The organism is Thioalkalivibrio sulfidiphilus, from assembly GCF_000377945.1.
GTDB classification, from domain to species: Bacteria; Pseudomonadota; Gammaproteobacteria; order Ectothiorhodospirales; family Ectothiorhodospiraceae; genus Thioalkalivibrio_A; species Thioalkalivibrio_A sulfidiphilus_A.
Genome location: NZ_KB898930.1, coordinates 1 through 15,067, shown reverse-complemented (window position 1 = coordinate 15,067; position 15,067 = coordinate 1). Strand labels below are relative to the sequence as shown.

General features: G+C 68.0%; 14 protein-coding genes. 4 read left to right on the top strand and 10 right to left on the bottom strand.

Going from position 1 to position 15,067, the window contains the following annotated elements; all coding sequences use genetic code 11:
• Positions 1-109 precede the first annotated feature (109 nt).
• Positions 110-523, top strand: coding sequence for a DUF4168 domain-containing protein (locus tag D580_RS0105415; RefSeq protein WP_018953412.1), 414 nt, complete (start codon positions 110-112; stop codon positions 521-523).
• A 162-nt stretch (positions 524-685) separates the two neighbouring features.
• Here the strand turns inward: D580_RS0105415 and D580_RS0105410 are convergent, their stop codons facing one another.
• A complete protein-coding gene (locus tag D580_RS0105410) occupies positions 686-1,576 on the bottom strand; it encodes an SDR family oxidoreductase (RefSeq protein WP_026289733.1) in 891 nt (296 codons plus the stop codon).
• A 90-nt stretch (positions 1,577-1,666) separates the two neighbouring features.
• Between D580_RS0105410 and D580_RS0105405 the strand changes: the two genes are divergently transcribed.
• Entirely contained in the window at positions 1,667-2,689 is a 1,023-nt protein-coding gene (locus tag D580_RS0105405) for a CDP-6-deoxy-delta-3,4-glucoseen reductase (protein ID WP_018953410.1), read from the top strand.
• Between the two features lie 68 nt (positions 2,690-2,757).
• On the opposite strand, the gene D580_RS0105400 is transcribed toward D580_RS0105405, so the two are convergent.
• Genes D580_RS0105400 through hemC form a run of 4 tightly spaced genes read right to left on the bottom strand, consistent with a single transcriptional unit; the run spans position 2,758 to position 6,978 of the window.
• Positions 2,758-3,930, bottom strand: coding sequence for a heme biosynthesis HemY N-terminal domain-containing protein (locus D580_RS0105400; protein WP_018953409.1), 1,173 nt, complete (start codon positions 3,928-3,930; stop codon positions 2,758-2,760).
• Positions 3,931-3,936: 6 nt separating this feature from the next.
• Entirely contained in the window at positions 3,937-5,223 is a 1,287-nt protein-coding gene (locus D580_RS0105395; RefSeq protein WP_018953408.1) for a uroporphyrinogen-III C-methyltransferase, read from the bottom strand.
• Positions 5,213-6,031 carry a uroporphyrinogen-III synthase gene (locus tag D580_RS0105390; RefSeq protein WP_018953407.1) on the bottom strand — a complete coding sequence of 273 codons (819 nt, stop codon included), beginning with the start codon at positions 6,029-6,031 and terminating at the stop codon, positions 5,213-5,215. The genes D580_RS0105395 and D580_RS0105390 overlap by 11 nt, the downstream gene beginning before the upstream one ends.
• Positions 6,028-6,978 carry a hydroxymethylbilane synthase gene (gene hemC / locus D580_RS0105385; RefSeq protein ID WP_018953406.1) on the bottom strand — a complete coding sequence of 317 codons (951 nt, stop codon included), beginning with the start codon at positions 6,976-6,978 and terminating at the stop codon, positions 6,028-6,030. Before hemC ends, D580_RS0105390 begins: the two co-directional genes overlap by 4 nt.
• A gap of 110 nt (positions 6,979-7,088) precedes the next feature.
• Between hemC and D580_RS0105380 the strand changes: the two genes are divergently transcribed.
• Entirely contained in the window at positions 7,089-7,598 is a 510-nt protein-coding gene (locus D580_RS0105380) for a thioredoxin family protein (RefSeq protein WP_018953405.1), read from the top strand.
• 245 nt (positions 7,599-7,843) lie between these two features.
• Here D580_RS0105380 and D580_RS0105375 read toward each other — a convergent pair whose 3' ends face one another.
• Positions 7,844-8,575 (bottom strand): LytR/AlgR family response regulator transcription factor, encoded by a 732-nt coding sequence (locus D580_RS0105375; RefSeq protein WP_018953404.1) that lies wholly within the window; start codon positions 8,573-8,575, stop codon positions 7,844-7,846.
• Positions 8,553-9,647, bottom strand: a complete 1,095-nt coding sequence (locus tag D580_RS0105370) for a sensor histidine kinase (RefSeq protein WP_018953403.1) — start codon at positions 9,645-9,647, stop codon at positions 8,553-8,555. Before D580_RS0105370 ends, D580_RS0105375 begins: the two co-directional genes overlap by 23 nt.
• A gap of 125 nt (positions 9,648-9,772) precedes the next feature.
• Here D580_RS0105370 and argH point away from each other — a divergent pair, with 125 nt between their 5' ends.
• Positions 9,773-11,176 (top strand): argininosuccinate lyase, encoded by a 1,404-nt coding sequence (gene argH, locus D580_RS0105365; protein ID WP_018953402.1) that lies wholly within the window; start codon positions 9,773-9,775, stop codon positions 11,174-11,176.
• A 29-nt stretch (positions 11,177-11,205) separates the two neighbouring features.
• On the opposite strand, the gene D580_RS0105360 is transcribed toward argH, so the two are convergent.
• The 3 genes from D580_RS0105360 to soxZ form a co-directional block, all read right to left on the bottom strand.
• The gene (locus D580_RS0105360) at positions 11,206-13,626 is read right to left on the bottom strand and encodes an EAL domain-containing protein (RefSeq protein ID WP_018953401.1); all 2,421 of its coding nucleotides are present in this window, start codon (positions 13,624-13,626) and stop codon (positions 11,206-11,208) included.
• Positions 13,627-13,861: 235 nt separating this feature from the next.
• On the bottom strand, positions 13,862-14,560 hold the full coding sequence (locus D580_RS0105355) for an alpha/beta hydrolase (protein ID WP_231363500.1): 699 nt from the start codon (positions 14,558-14,560) through the stop codon (positions 13,862-13,864).
• Positions 14,561-14,708: 148 nt separating this feature from the next.
• Positions 14,709-15,017, bottom strand: coding sequence for a thiosulfate oxidation carrier complex protein SoxZ (gene soxZ / locus D580_RS0105350; protein WP_018953399.1), 309 nt, complete (start codon positions 15,015-15,017; stop codon positions 14,709-14,711).
• Between the last annotated feature and the right edge of the window lie 50 nt (positions 15,018-15,067).

Sequence of the window (15,067 nt, the reverse complement as noted above, 5' to 3'; positions counted from 1 at the left end):
AAAGCATTGATAAACATGAAGTTGTACGGGATGCCGTGGCTCGGGAAAGGGCTGGCATGGTGTCTGCAACGTATACGGTGAACATTCACAGCAACGATCCGGAGGATCCATGCCCAAGACATTCCGCAAGCTTCCCCTCGCCATTGCCCTCGCCGCCGCCTTCGGTTTCTCCGCCGCCGCCCATGCCCAGGGCCAGCCCCAGCAGGGTGACCCGAGCTACGGCGCCCAGCCGCCGGCCGGCATGGAGCAGCAGGGTGCGCAGATCGACCCCCAGACCCTGGACCGCTTCGTGGACGCCTTCGTGGCCGTGCAGGAGATCCGCCAGGACTTCTCAGAGCGCCTGCAGGGCGTGGAGGACGAGGCCGAGGCCCAGGCCATGCAGCAGGAGGCCCAGGAGGAAATGATCAGCGCCGTGGAGGACAAGGGCCTGAACGTGGAGGAGTACAACCAGGTGGCCATGGCCCTGCAGTCCGACCCGGCCATGATGCAGCGGGTCCAGCAGATGGCCGAAGAGCGCATGTAAGCCGCACAAAAAAGCCCCGCCCCTCAAAGGAGGGGCGGGGCTTTTTTGTGGGCAGAGACAAGAGGCAAGTTGCTAGAGGCAAGAAAAAGCAGCGGCGTGGGTCGGGCTTCAGCCCGACGACCGATGCGTATGGAGACCGCCGTTGTCGGCCTGAAGGCCGACCTACAGGTCAGGCTCCTCCCGCAGGGCATCCCGGATGCCGGATTCGATGTCGGGGTAGCGCAACTGGACGCCCAGGGCCTGGAGGCCCTTTTCCGCCTTGATGATTCTGGATTCGCGGATAAAGGACATCATGGCCGGGGAGATGTGTTTGTCCGCTTCGGAGAGCGGCACGCAGGGGGGGCGTTCAAGGCCCGCCAGGTCGGCCACGGTGTAGATGAAGTCGGTCATGGAGGCGTGCTGGCCGTCGCCCACGTTGAACACGTCGCCGGGTTCGCCCCGCTCCAGGGCGGCGATGCACAGGCTGGCCAGGTCCTCGGCGTGGATGCGGTTGCCGGGCGGCGCCTCGTCGGGGCAGACCACCGGGGTGCGGTTGCGGATGCGCTCCAGGGGCAGGCGGCCGGGGCCGTAGATGCCCGGCACCCGCAGGATCACCACCGGCGTGCCGTGCGCGGCCATGAAGGCGCGTAGCTGGTTCTCGGCATCCATGCGCCGGCGGGCCCGGTCGGTCTGGGGTTGCGTGGGGGTCTCCTCGGTGACCTCGGCGCCCCGCTGGTCGCCGTACACGCCCGTGGTGCTCACGTAGACGATACGCGCCGGGGGCTGCGCCGCGCAGGTGGCGAGGAAGCCGCCCATGCGCGGATCGCTGATGCCCGGCTCCGGGGGCTGGGCCAGGTAGATCACCGGCCTGCCTGCCAGGGGGATGTCGGCCGCCTGTTCCGGGATGTCCAGGTCGGCACGGTGCACGGGGATACCCTCGGCCGCCAGGCGCTCGGCGCGCTCGGCGCGCTCGGTGCTGCGCACCACTGCCAGGACCTCGCGGCCGCGGGCCATGAGTTGCCGGGCGGCGCGCAGGCCCACGTCGCCACAGCCGATGATCACTACAGGTTCCAAGGTTTTTCCCCTTGCGCAGATGGGCGAGAATAGCGGGCTTTGATTCTACACTCCCCGGCCGCCCGGCCGGGCGCATCAAGGAACCCCCCCATGAGCTTTGAGATCACCATCCGGCCCAGCGGTCACGTGTTCGAGGCCGAGGACGACGAGACCATCCTGGAGGCGGCCCTGCGCCAGGGCTTCGCCCTGCCCTACGGCTGCCGCAACGGGGCCTGCGGTTCCTGCCTGGGCAGGGTGCTGTCCGGCGAGGTGGACCACGGCCCGAAGCGCCCGCCGGCGCTCAGCGAGAAGGACGAGGCCGAGGGCAAGGCCCTGTTCTGCCAGGCCATCGCCATGAGTGACCTGGAGATCGAGGTGCGCGAGATCGGCGCGGCCCGGGACATCGTCATCAAGACCCTGCCCTGCCGGGTGGTGAAGCTCAACCGGCTGAACCACGACGTGATGGAGATGCAGCTCAAGCTGCCGGCCACCGAGCGCCTGCAGTTCCTGGCGGGACAGTACATCGACGTGCTGCTCAAGGACGGCCGCCGGCGCAGCTTCTCCCTGGCCAACGCCCCGCACCGGGACGAGTTCCTGGTGCTGCACGTGCGCCACGTGCCCGGCGGCGTGTTCACCGACCAGGTGTTCGGCGAGATGAAGGAAAAGGCCCTGATGCGTATCGAGGGCCCCCTGGGCAGCTTCTTCCTGAGGGAAGAGTCCGAGCGCCCTGTCCTGCTGATGGGCGGCGGCACCGGTTTCGGCCCGCTCAAGGCCATCCTGGAACACGCCTTCGAGATCGGCGTGGCGCGCCCCCTGCACCTGTTCTGGGGTGTGCGCGCGAAGCGGGATCTGTACATGGATGCCCTGCCCCGGCAGTGGGCCGAGGCCCACGATAATTTCCGCTACACCCCGGTGCTCTCCGAGCCCCAGGCCGAGGATGCCTGGACGGGCGAGACCGGCTTCGTGCACGAGGCCCTGCTGCGCCAGTATCCGGACCTCGCCGGCTTCGACGTCTACATGAGCGGCCCGCCGCCCATGATCCAGGCCGCCCGGGCCGCGTTCGCCGCCGCCGGCCTGCCGGAGGAGCAGCTGTATTTCGATTCCTTCGAGTACGGGGAGAAAGGAAGTGGCTAGTGGCTAGTCTCAAGTGGCAAGGGAAAGCCTTAACGGTCTACCTTGCCACTTGAGACTTGCCACTGCCTTTATTCGGCCAGGCGCAGGCCATCCCGATAGCAGGCCTGGGCACGCTCGTTCTCGCCCATCTCTTCCAGCAGTTCCGCCAGTTCCCGGTAGGTCTCAGGAAGCGGGCGCAGGCCGGTGCTGGCCTCCAGGTAGGCCCGGGCCTTGCCCCAGAGCTTCGCCCGTCGGGCCAGGCGGCCCAGGGTCAGCAGCAGGGCGGCGTCCCGGCCGTGCTGCTTCGACCAGCCCTCGGCGGTCTCCAGGGCCCGGGCAGGGTCTTCCACCGGCAGGGTGCCGTAGAGATGCACCAGGCCCTCGTCCCAGCCGGACTTGAGCGCGCTGCGCAGCAGGTGCTCGGCCTGGTTGATCTCCTTGAGGCGGATCAGGGCCCGGGCATGGGCCTCCACCAGCCGCGGACGGTGGCGGGCATCCCGAGGCAGCCGCTCCCAGAGGCGGCGCACGGCGTCGGCATCGGCGGCCTTGGCGAGCAGTTCCCGGGTGGCGCGGTTTTCCATGTCCGCCAGGTCCGTCTCCGGGAGGACCTTGGCGCGGCGCAGTTCCGGCAGCAGCTCGAACAGGGCGGCACAGTCGTTGAGTCGTTCGTGCAGCCGGGCGCGCAGCTTGAGCAGGTAGCGGTGCCGGGGCACCAGCTCGTTCAGGTGGTTGAGGGTGGCCAGGGCCTGTTCATGCTGGCCGTGGGCGATCTGCAGCTCCGCCTGGGTCAGCTCCACAGCCACGTCGGAGCCGGACTCGCAGCGGCTGGCCTCGGCCAGGTAGTGATCCCGGCGGGTGTAGGCGCCCAGCATCTGGGCGGCGCGGGCGGCGCTCAGCCAGTGGATCAGCGGGGTCTGGGAACGGCGCGCGGAGCGCACCAGGAGCTTCTCGGCCCGTTCCCAGCGGCCCTCGGCCATCTCGATGAGGCCCTGGTTGAGACCGCGCCGGGCGGCCTCGGCCTGATGGCGTCGGCGCATATCACGCACCCCGCCGGGCAGGCCCCAGAGACGGGTGAGCAGGCGCAGCAGCAGGTACAGGCCGAAGAACAGCAGCACCAGCGCCACCAGGAAGACCGCCAGGGAGGTCTCCACGCTCAGGTTGCCGTAGGCCAGCAGGGCGTAGCCCGGCTCGGTGAGGAAGAAGTGGGTCACCCCGGCGGTGACCAGCAGGGCGATGAGCAGGAGGAACAGCAGGCGCAGCATGGGGGCTTATCCTTCCAGCTCGTCCAGCAGGGTGAAGGAGCCGCTGATGTCCGGCGGCTCGGGGCGCAGGGTCACCCCTTTGAGGGCCTGCAGGCGCTCCCGCAGGCCGGCCCCTGCCGCGGCGTCGAAATGCTCGTCCAGCAGGGCGGTGGCCCCGTCCAGATGGCGCTGGAATTCGGCGTCGTCGCGACGCAGCACGGCGATGCGCGCGGCCTCCAGGCGCAGGGTCAGGAGCTGGCGCAGGAACAGTTCCACCTCGGCATCGGGCAGGCCGCGGATGGGCTCCGCATGGCGTCGGATGGAGATGTGCTCGGACAGGGCGGCGCGGATCTCGCTGTAGGCCTGCACCCACCAGGGGGCCTCCGCGTCGGCGCCTTCGCCGGCGATCAGGCCCCGGTCCTCGGCGCCCAGGCCGACGTCCTGAGGGACCTGACCCTTGAGCGGGATCGGGCGAAGCTCCGAGGCCAGGCGCTCCAGGCGCAGCGCAATGCCGGGGATGTCCGGGCGGGCCATGTCCTCCAGGGCCTGGACCTCGGCGGCGATGGCCTCGCGCACCGGCAGCAGGCGCGGATCGCCCAGCTCGGCCAGGATCTCGTCGGCGGCCGCCAGGGCGCGCAGGGCGCCGTCCGGGTCGTCCATCAGGCGCAGGCGATGGGCGGCCATGCGCTGCAGGTGCTTGACCTCCATGAGCTGCCAGCCCCGCTCCTGGCGGGTGGTGCGATCCTGCAGCCGGGTCAGGCCCTGCTCCACCGTGCCGAGGCGGGTGTCGATGCGCGCGGACAATTCCTCGCGGCTGGCGGTCTCGCGCCCCAGCCCCGCATCGAGCCGGCCCAGGCGCTCATCCCGGGCCTGCAGCTCGGCGGAGAGCCGTTCCAGCTGGCGGGCCTGGTCCGTGCGCACGTCTTCGCCCTGTTGCCAGAGGTAGAACAGGGCGGCGCCCACGCCCAGGGACAGCAGGAAGGCCAGGCTGGCGATCAGCAGGGCGGCGAACTGGCCGCGGGCGGGGGAAGCGGCGCGGGCCGGTGTGTCGGCGGGTTTCGCCGGCGTGGGGGTGGACTTGCTCACCGTGGGTTCTTCCTTGCCGCCGGCTACAGCGGAGGCGGTGCGCTCGGGCTTGGGTTCGCCCTTCCTGGCGCCGCCCTTGCGGCCGGGCCTGGATTCGGCGGCGGGGGACGCGCCAGGCTTGGCGCTGGAGGATTCGGTCGTGGCGGACTCGCTGCCGGTGACGGCGGCCTCGGCCTTGTCCTCGGCGCCTGCGCCCTTGTCCTTGTCCTTGTCCTTGTCATTGCTCATGCTGCGGCTCCCGGGCCTTTGCCCATTGCAACACTGCCTGCATCATCGATTCATCGCTGGGGTCCTCGGCCACCCAGGGGTCGCCTTTGAAGCCCAGTTCCCGTGCCGTCTCCACCATGCGCGGCGCGCCCACCAGCAGGGGCGTCTTGCGCAGCCACATGCGGCCCAGCTTGCCCACCATGTCGAACAGGTTGCGCAGGCCCTCGCTGCTGGTGCTGGTCACCAGGTGCAGTTCGCCCCGGGACCAGTGGATCATGAGTTTGCCCGTGTCCGCATCGGGGCGGCCGCGCCGGTAGGCCTCGGCATATTCCACCACTGCTCCCCGTTCTTTTAGCGTATCCCCCAGCAGTTCGCGTCCGCCGTCGCCGCGAAAGATCACAATGCGCTTGCCGGCCACGTCCTGCAATTCGGGTTCTTCCAGCAGGGCCTCGCTGTCGAAGCGCCGGGGCGGACAGATGTGGGCCGGATGGCCGGCCCGGGCCAGTTCCTGGGCGGATTTCTGGCCCACGGCGCCAATGCGCAGATGCTCCGGCCAGGGGCGCCGGGCATGGATGCGGTTCACGGCCATGGACACGGCGTTGGGGCTGATGAAGATGGCGATGTCGAACGCGTCCAGCCGGTCGATCAGGGCGTCCAGCCGGCCGCTGTCCCGGGGCTCCAGGATCTCCAGCACCGGGAAGCGCAGGGGCACGCCTCCGGCCTGCTCGATCATGCGGCAGAAGGCCTCGGCCTGGTGGGCCGGGCGGGTCACCAGCACGCCGGCACCCTTGAGCGGTCCGATGACGGCTTGCTGCTGCGGCTGGCTCATGACCGGTCCGCGTCCGGGCCCAGGCCCAGTTCGGCCAGGATCGGGCCGGCGCCCTCGTGGAGCAGGAGATCCGCCACGGCCCGGCCCAGGGCCTCGGCCTCGGCGCGGGGGCCGGACAGCTCGGCGCGCAGGATCAGGCTGCCGTCCGGCTCACCCACCAGGCCACGCAGGCGCAGGGTGTCGGCGTCGGTGAGTTCCGCGTAGCCGGCGATGGGCACCTGGCAGCCGCCGTTGAGGCGTGCGTTCATGGCCCGCTCGGCGGCCACGCGCACGTGGGTGTCCGGGTCGTCCAGATTGCCGATCAGGGCCATGACATCCGGGTCGTTCTCCCGGCACTCGATGCCGATGGCCCCCTGGCCGATGGCGGGCAGGCTCTGCTCCGGGGTGATCTCCGAGGCGATGCGCGCCTCGAAACCCAGGCGCTTGAGACCCGCGGCGGCCAGGATGATGGCGTCGAACTCGCCGGCGTCGAGCTTCGCCAGGCGGGTGTTGACGTTGCCGCGCAGGTCGAGGATCTGGAAATGGGGATGGTCGTGGCGCAGCTGGCACTGGCGGCGCAGGCTGGAGGTGCCTACCCGGGCGTCCCGGGGCAGCTCGTCCAGGCTCTGGTAGGTGTTGGAGACGAACGCGTCCCGGGGGTCCTCCCGGTCCAGGATCACCGGCAGGCACAGGCCATCGGGCAGTTCCATGGGCACGTCCTTCATGGAGTGCACGGCGATATCGGCGCGACCCTCCAGCAGGCCGTTCTCCAGCTCCTTCACGAACAGGCCCTTGCCGCCCACCTTCGCGAGCGGGGTGTCCAGGATGCGGTCACCCTGGGTGGTCATGCCCACCAGCTCGACCCGCACTCCGGGATGGTGGGCCTTCACCAGGGCGGCGACGTGTTCCGCTTGCCAGACGGCCAGCGGGCTCTTGCGGGTGGCGATGCGAAGGGTGTCCAGGGGCATGAATGTGGGCGTCCAGGTTGAAGAGCGGATTGAACTTAAGGCTGCCCCATGGCGTCCTACGAGGCAAATAGGCGATTATATCCATTTATGCCTGACCACGGGATTGACTGATGAAGAACCTGTTCCGCGCACTGATCGTCTTGGCCGCCCTGCTGGGCGTGGTGACCTGGGCCCAGTCGGGCAGCCGGGACGCCGAGGGCGAACTGCTGCGCGAGATCACCGACCTGCGCGAGGAGGCGGCCCATGGCCTGCCGATCCTGGTGGAGTTCGCCCTGCACGCCTGCCCCTACTGCCGGGTGGCGGAGGAGGAATTCCTCAAGCCCATGATCCGCAGTGGCGCCTACGAAGACCGGGTGCTGATCCGCAAGCTGTCCATGGACCGCAGAACGGTGATCGATTTCGACGGTCAGGAGATCCGCACCCATGAACTGGCCGCCCGCTACGGCGCCCGCCTGGCCCCCACGGTGGTGGTGCTGAGCCCCGAGGGCGAACTGCTGTCCCGCCCGGTGGTGGGTCTGAAGACCGTGGATTTCTACGGCGGCTACCTGGACCGGGCCATCGATGAGGCCGAACAGGCCATGGCCGAGCGCGGCCATGGGGAACTGGCCGCAGCCCAGTAAACGTGATTCCATGGCCGGCGATGGTCGGCCCATTCAGGTGCTTGTGCAGATCCGACGGCACCACCCCGTAGCAGACCCGAGCCTGAGTCTGCGCCCATCCGGGCCTGCCAGTTCGCGGCGGGGTCGCCGCTCCTACCGGACACGCGCTGCCGCCCAGCAACGGGGTTGCCCCGCGTAGTAGCGGCGACCCCGCCGCGAACGCCGCAGCCAGTCATACCGCCGCGCTTAGGCCCGGGGTCTGCCGACTACAGGGACTTGAGGAACTTGCGCACCTCGGCCACGTGACGGCGGCTCACCTCCAGGCGCTCTCCGGTGCCCTTGAGCACCACCTCGAAACACCCCTGCGCGTTCTTCTCCATGCCGCCGAAGCTGTGCTTTGCCACCAGGGCGTTGCGGTGGATGCGCAGGAAGTTGTCGGCGAACTCCTCTTCCAGTGATTTGAGCGGTTCCTCGATGAGCACCTCGCCGCCCGTGTGGCGTACGGTGACGTATTTCTGGTCCGCCTGGAAAAAGTGGATGTCCTCCACCGGGATCAGCTCCAGGTTGCCGCGCACCCGGGCGCAGATGTGGCTGCGACTGGATTGACCCACGGTTCCGCCCAGCGCACCCATCTGCGCCTTGTTGGGCCGGCTGGCCGCCTCAAGGGCCGCCTTGAGCCGCTCGCCGCGCACGGGCTTGAGCAGGTAGCCCACGGCGTGGGTCTCGAAGGCCTCGATGGCGTGTTCCTCGTAGGCGGTGACGAAGATGACGGCGGGCGGCGTGTCCATCTGGGAGATGTGGCGCGCCGCCTCGAGGCCGTCCATGCCGGGCATGCGGATGTCCATGAGCACGATGTCCGGCTGGGTCTCCTGGGCCAGGCGAACGGCCTGCACGCCGTTGGCGGCGGTGCCGCAGACCTCGTATTGGCTGAGGGATTCCAGCAGGGAGACCAGGCGCTCCCTGGCCGGGGCCTCGTCATCGACGACCAGTACTTTCATCAACATTCCTCCTTGGCAGGACCAGGATGACCCGGTAACGGTCGGCCTCTTCGTTCACTTCCATCAGTGCCTGGCCGCGGAAGGCCAGATCCAGGCGCTGGCGGATGTTGTCCTGGGCGATGCGGTTGCCCGGTTTGCGCCGGTTGCGGGGCGGCGCCAGCGGGTTGACCACCTCAATCTTCAGGTTCTTGTCGGAAAGACTCAAGCCGATGGTAATCTCGCCGCCCTCGGTGAGGGGCTCGACGCCGTGGTAGATGGCATTCTCCACCAGCGGCTGTAGCACCAATCCCGGCATGGGATAGTCCATGGGCAGGGCTTCGTCCAGCTGCCAGTGGACGTTCAGGCGATCGCCCAGGCGCAGGGCCTCGATGCGTATGTAGCGGCGCGCCAGCTCCAGTTCCTCGCCCAGGGTCAGGGTGTCCTTGTCGGTCAGGGTGGCGCGGAACAGGTCGGCCAGGTCCTCCACGGCCATCTCGGCCGCCTCGGGGCGCGAGCGGGTAAGGCTCGCGATGGTGTTCATGCTGTTGAACAGGAAGTGGGGACGAATACGCGCCTGCAGGGCCTGGATACGGGAGCGCGCCTCGGCCTCCACGTTCTGCTTCCACTGGTGCTGCACGTACAGATAGCGCAGGGCCACGGCGCTGACGATGGCGCTGATGGAGACCGTGCGACCCAGGAAACCCAGGTGGTCGGAGACCGGCATGTGGGGCGTCAGACCCAGGGAGCCGCCGGTCCACAGCGCCAGCAGGGAGAAGATCACCGTCACCACCAGCACGATCAGCCAGGCGGCGCCGGCGGCTTGCAGGGGCGGCAGGGGGATCAGACTACGACGGGCCAAGCACAGCACCAGCACGGTACCAAGCGCCACCCACTGCACGAACAGCGAGGTGAACGCGAGCGCCACCCAGAAACCCTCCGGCGCGGGCCCTCGCGCCAGCGCCAGGATGAAGGCCAGCAGCTGGGCGATGAGCACCACCAGGAACAGGGTGTGACTGGAGCAGAAGTTGGGCAGGAACGCACCCGCGTCCGCACCGTTGCCTGTCCCCTGGGCCGACTGCTTTTCCTCGGTCATTCGGTATCCTCCCCATCGGCTAGTGTGAAGCGCGCGGGGACGCTTGGGAAGTGTCGGTGTTCTTGCCGGCGCGAGAGTCCAAGGGACTGGGTATAATGTTGGGTTCAGACCAGCGAGGATCATCCATGAGTACCCAGCACTCCGGCGACAAGCTCTGGGGCGGTCGCTTTTCCGAGCCCACCGATGCCTTCGTCGAGGCCTTCACCGCCTCCGTGAGCTTCGACCAGCGCCTCTACCGTCACGACATCCAGGGCTCCAAGGCCCATGCGCGCATGCTCGCGCGGGTGGGTGTGCTGACCGAGGAGGAATGCGACAAGATCCACGACGGGCTGGATGCCATCCTGGCGGACATCGAGCGCGGCGACTTCGCCTGGTCCGTGGAACTGGAAGACGTGCACATGAACGTGGAGGCGCGGCTCATCGAGCGCATCGGCGACGTGGGCAAGAAGCTGCACACCGGACGTTCACGCAACGACCAGGTGGCCACCGACATCCGCCTCTACCTGCGTGAGGCCATCGACGGCCTGATGCAGGAGATCCGTCGCCTGCAGGTTGGGCTGGTGGATCTCGCCGAGCGCGAGGCGGAGACCATCATGCCCGGCTTCACGCATCTTCAGACCGCCCAGCCTGTCACCTTCGGACATCACATGATGGCCTGGTTCGAGATGCTGGAGCGCGACCACGGTCGCCTGGCCGACTGCCGCAAGCGGGTCAACGTGCTGCCCCTGGGCGCCGCCGCCCTGGCCGGCACCCCCTACCCGCTTGACCGCCACTACACTGCCGAGCTGCTGGGTTTCGATGCCGTGACCGACAACTCCCTGGATGCGGTCAGCGACCGGGATTTCGCCATCGAGTTCTGCGCCGCCGGCGCGCTGATCATGACCCACCTGTCGCGCTTCTCCGAGGAACTGATCCTCTGGGCCAGCGCCCAGTTCGGCTTCGTGGACCTGCCGGACCGCTTCTGCACCGGCTCCTCCATCATGCCCCAGAAGAAAAACCCGGACGTGCCCGAGCTGGTGCGCGGCAAGACCGGTCGGGCCAACGGCAACCTGATCGCCCTGCTCACCCTGATGAAGGGCCAGCCGCTGGCCTACAACAAGGACAATCAGGAAGACAAGGAACCCCTGTTCGACACCGTGGACACCCTGGCCGGCAGCCTGCGCGCCTTCGCCGACATGGTGCCCCACATCCAGGTGCGGCCCGAGGTCATGCGCGCCGCCGCCAGCCGAGGTTTTGCCACCGCCACGGACCTGGCCGACTACCTGGTGCGTCGCGGCATGCCGTTTCGCGACGCCCATGAGGTGGTGGGCCGCGCCGTGCGCCACGGTGTGGAGACCGGAAAAGATCTCGCCGAGATGAGCCTGGATGAGCTGCGCAAGTTCTCCAAGACCATCGAGCAGGACGTGTTCGAGGTGTTGACCCTGGAAGGCTCCGTGGCCGCCCGCAACGTGCACGGCGGCACGGCGCCGGCGCAGGTGCGCGCGCGCATCCGCGCCGCCCGGGCGAAGCTGATGCCGTTAAAGGGCTGAAGGGTGCGGTGAGGACGGCCGGGGTCTTGTCAGGCCCCGGCCTTTTTTGTGTTCAGGGGAATGACATTGTCGGCGTGCCCGGGCAGGGCCGCAGGTTCCAGGGGCGCGGGCATGTGCAGGCCGAAGCCCTGGCCGTAGTTCACGCCGATGGCCTTGAGGTGGTCCATCACCGCCTCGTGGGCCACGCATTCCGCGATGGTCTGGATGCCCATGATATGGCCGATGTGGTTGATGCTTTCCACCATGGCCCGGTTGATGGGGTCCTCGTTCATGTCGCGCACGAAGCTGCCGTCGATCTTGAGAAAGTCCACCTTGAGCTGTTTCAGGTAGCCGAAGGAGGACATGCCGGCGCCGAAGTCGTCCAGGGCGAAGCGGCAGCCCAGGTTTCTCAGTGCCGACATGAAACGCTCGGCCTGAGTCAGGTTGGCGATGGCGGTGGTCTCGGTGATCTCGAAGCAGACCCGGGCGGGTTCCACGCCGGTGCGCGCCAGCATGTCGAGGATGTAGTCCAGCATCTGGTTGTCGCACAGGGACTGCCCCGAGAGATTGATGGCGTAGAGCCCGTGCGGGCGCGGACCCGGGATGCGCAGGTGGTTCAGGACCCGCGCGATGACCCAGCGATCGATGGCCGGCATCAGGCCGTAGCGTTCCGCCGCGGGGATGAAGGCCATGGGCGCGATGATGGCGCCGTCCTCATCCAGCATGCGCACCAGCACCTCCGTGTGGGGCGGCTCGTTCCCGGACACCGGCACGATGTGCTGGTGATACAGGCAGAAGCGATCCCGCTCCAGGGCCTCGTTGATGCGCTGGGCCCAGTTCATCTCTCCCTGGCGCCGGCTCAGGGCCTGGTCGCCGTGCTGGATGATGTGGATGCGGTTGCGGCCCTGTTCCTTGGCCAGGTAGCAGGCGGCATCCGCGTCGCTCATCAGGCTGGCCACGCTCTTGATATGCTCATCGATGGGCGCCACGCCGATGCACACCCCCACGGTGTAGATCTTCTCCTGCCACTGGAAGCGGAACTCGGCGACCGTGGCGCGCAGGGTCTCCGCGATCTGCCCGGCCCGCTCCATGGGGCAGCCCTCGAGCAGCACGCCGAACTCGTCTCCGCCCAGGCGTGCCAGGGTATCGTTGTCCCGCAGCTGCCCCTGGAGGCGGCGGGTGAGCTGGCGCAGCAGCTCGTCGCCTGCGGCGTGGCCGCAGGTGTCGTTGACCAGCTTGAACTGATCCAGGTCCATGAACAGCACCGCATGGCCGCGCCCTTCCTGGCGGGCGGTGGTGACCATGAGGTCCAGGCGGCGCTCGAATTCGGCGCGGTTGACCAGGCCCGTGAGGCTGTCATGGGTGGCGGCCCAGGAGAGCTTGCGCGCCATTTCCCGGGCCTGGGTGACATCCCGGAACACCAGGGCCGCGCCGATCACATGGCCGTCGCGGTCGCGAATGGGTGCGGAGACCTCTTCGACCGCAAACTCACGGCCATCGCGGGAAACCAGCACCACGCCCTGGTGCAGGCTGGAGGCGGTGGCATCGGGAACCGCATGGATGAGCGGATGGGGGACGGGTTCGCCGCTGCCCTCGTGGAAGGTGCGAAACACCTCCGCCAGGGAACGGCCACGGGCCAGGTGATTGCGCCAGCCGGTGAGGTGTTCGGCCACCGGGTTCAGGTAATCCACCAGGCCCTGGGTGTCGGTGGTGATCACCGCGTCGCCGATGGCGTGCAGGGTCACCTGGGCCCGTTCCTTCTCCCGATAGAGATCGGCTTCCACCCTGGCCGTGCGCAGGCCCACCGTTCGGCCTACCAGTGCGCCCAGGAGCAGCGCCGCCAGTCCCAGCAGGCTCATGAGGATCACGGCGGAGCGGTAGCGCGCGGCAGCCTCCTCGACCATGGCTTCGCCCGCTTCCCGCTGCAGCGCCAGCAGGGCGTCGAGGTTAGTGAGCACGGCACCCTGCAAGGGGATGGCCTGTTCCAGCAGGACCCGATTGGCGTGCTCGGCCTCGCCATTCAGGATGTGCTCGAGCACCGTCTCCTGGGCCAGGACTGCGCGGCTGGTCAGGCCTCGGGAATCCTCCAGCAGGGCCTCTTCCCGTGCACTCAGGCTCATCTGGGTCAGGCGGCCGCGGTTGACCATGAATTCCGAGGCCTCCTGGCGGAAGTCCATGATGCCCGCATCCAGATCGAAGGGGTCCGTGGTGATGGCCAGGCGCAGGAGGGTCACGGAGCGTTCCCGGGCGGCATTGCGCATGTTGCCCAGCAGCTCGGTCTTGACGTTGTGCTCGTGGACGATGCGTTCCAGCCGGTCCTGCACGTGGGCCATGCGGCTGAGACCCAATACGATCATGATCGCCATGAGGCACAGCACGATGCCGAAACCGACCAGGATGGTGCTGTGGGAACGGGCCGTGAAGACCGGCGACTGCGGTCTTTCGGCGAATGGCACCTGATTGTCCTTCACCCCGGTGTCTCCTCCAGAAGGGTGTTTGCCCGGTCAGAAACCGGGTTTCCCTGCGTCAAAGGCAGGGAAAACACGCTCATATTCTCGATACGTCCCTGATCAGGCGTACTTTTTATATTTTCTATCGTCCTACCGACTCACTATGCCCTGAAGACCTGAAATCGCCAACACCGCCCGTCAGGGATAACGGGCATTCGGGGCCGAAACCGGTGTTTTTCTGGCCGGAAGAAAGGGATCAGTCGGAGAGGCGCGCAAGAAACCAGGCGCGCAGATCGGAGATCTCCGCCTCGCAGACCTGGTGCGCCATGGGGTACTCGTGGGATTCCACCGAAAGTCCCAGGTCATCGAGGGCCCGGGTCGCCGCCCTGGCTGCGGTCAGGGGGATGATGGGGTCCGCGTGGCCGTGGGCCTGGAAGATGGCGCAGGTGCGCGGACCGGCCAGGGGCTCGAGGCCGGCATGGGTGAGGTTCGGCAGGTAAGCGGAGAGGGCGAACACCCCCTCCGGCCGCAGCTCGGTGCACAGGGCCGTGGCCAGGGCCACGGCGCCCCCCTGGGAAAAGCCGCCCAGCAGCAGCCGGGGGCAGCTCGCGCGCAACTGTCGACCCAGGGCCTCGATGGCGGACACGGATTCACGCAGGTCCGGCCCGGATTCCCTGAGCGGCGAGAGGCTCAGCAGGTCATACCAGGCGCGCATGGTCATGCCACCGTTGACGGTCACGGGCCGCACCGGGGCATGGGGAAACACGAAGCGCACCGGCGTGGCCTGCGGGATGCGCAGCACGGGGACCAGGGGTTCGAAGTCATGGCCGTCGGCACCCAGGCCGTGCAGCCAGAGGATGGCGGTGCGGGGCTCGGGACCGGTGTCGATCTGGAGGGTTTCGAGGCGGCGTGGTGAATCCATGGTGTTGGATGATAACCCGATACGATGAAACATGATTCTCTCGCCGGGACGCGGAGACGCGGGGAGTAGTCCTGACGCTTTGGATTTCCCAGCGCCTCTGCGAGAGCATGGGGTTCGGTATGTTCCAGCAGGCACAAAAAAGCCGGGTCCCTTTCGGGACCCGGCCTTTAGGCTTTGAGACTTAGCCCACCTGGACTTCGGTGGAATCGGTCTCGCCCTTGTTGTCGACCCAGGAGATCTTGAGGGTGTCGCCGGCGGCGGCGCCGGTGAACTGGAACGACAGGTAGGGGTTGCGGGAGATGGCCGGACCCCAGTAGGCGGTCAGCACGTTCTTGCCCTTGACCTCGGCGACCACTTCCTTGATGTAGTGGGCGGGGATGGGCTCACCGGCCTTGTTCTTGCGCTGGCCGGTCTCCATGGGGTGGCTCATCAGGGCACGCACGGTGGTGGTGTCGCCGGCGAGCTGAGCACGTACACGAATGCTGGACATGGTATGTCTCCTTCAAATAGTCGTTAGGCAATCAAGGTGTCGGTGGGGGG

Excerpts from the sequence above, each read along its gene's own strand:
- D580_RS0105415 (WP_018953412.1), top strand. The coding sequence starts at position 110 with ATGCCCAAGACATTCCGCAAGCTTCCCCTCGCCATTGCCCTCGCCGCC.
- D580_RS0105405 (WP_018953410.1), top strand. The coding sequence starts at position 1,667 with ATGAGCTTTGAGATCACCATCCGGCCCAGCGGTCACGTGTTCGAGGCC.
- D580_RS0105400 (WP_018953409.1), bottom strand. The coding sequence starts at position 3,930 with ATGCTGCGCCTGCTGTTCCTCCTGCTCATCGCCCTGCTGGTCACCGCC.
- D580_RS0105395 (WP_018953408.1), bottom strand. The coding sequence starts at position 5,223 with ATGAGCAATGACAAGGACAAGGACAAGGACAAGGGCGCAGGCGCCGAG.
- D580_RS0105390 (WP_018953407.1), bottom strand. The coding sequence starts at position 6,031 with ATGAGCCAGCCGCAGCAGCAAGCCGTCATCGGACCGCTCAAGGGTGCC.
- hemC (WP_018953406.1), bottom strand. The coding sequence starts at position 6,978 with ATGCCCCTGGACACCCTTCGCATCGCCACCCGCAAGAGCCCGCTGGCC.
- D580_RS0105380 (WP_018953405.1), top strand. The coding sequence starts at position 7,089 with ATGAAGAACCTGTTCCGCGCACTGATCGTCTTGGCCGCCCTGCTGGGC.
- D580_RS0105375 (WP_018953404.1), bottom strand. The coding sequence starts at position 8,575 with ATGAAAGTACTGGTCGTCGATGACGAGGCCCCGGCCAGGGAGCGCCTG.
- D580_RS0105370 (WP_018953403.1), bottom strand. The coding sequence starts at position 9,647 with ATGACCGAGGAAAAGCAGTCGGCCCAGGGGACAGGCAACGGTGCGGAC.
- argH (WP_018953402.1), top strand. The coding sequence starts at position 9,773 with ATGAGTACCCAGCACTCCGGCGACAAGCTCTGGGGCGGTCGCTTTTCC.
- D580_RS0105355 (WP_231363500.1), bottom strand. The coding sequence starts at position 14,560 with ATGTTTCATCGTATCGGGTTATCATCCAACACCATGGATTCACCACGC.
- soxZ (WP_018953399.1), bottom strand. The coding sequence starts at position 15,017 with ATGTCCAGCATTCGTGTACGTGCTCAGCTCGCCGGCGACACCACCACC.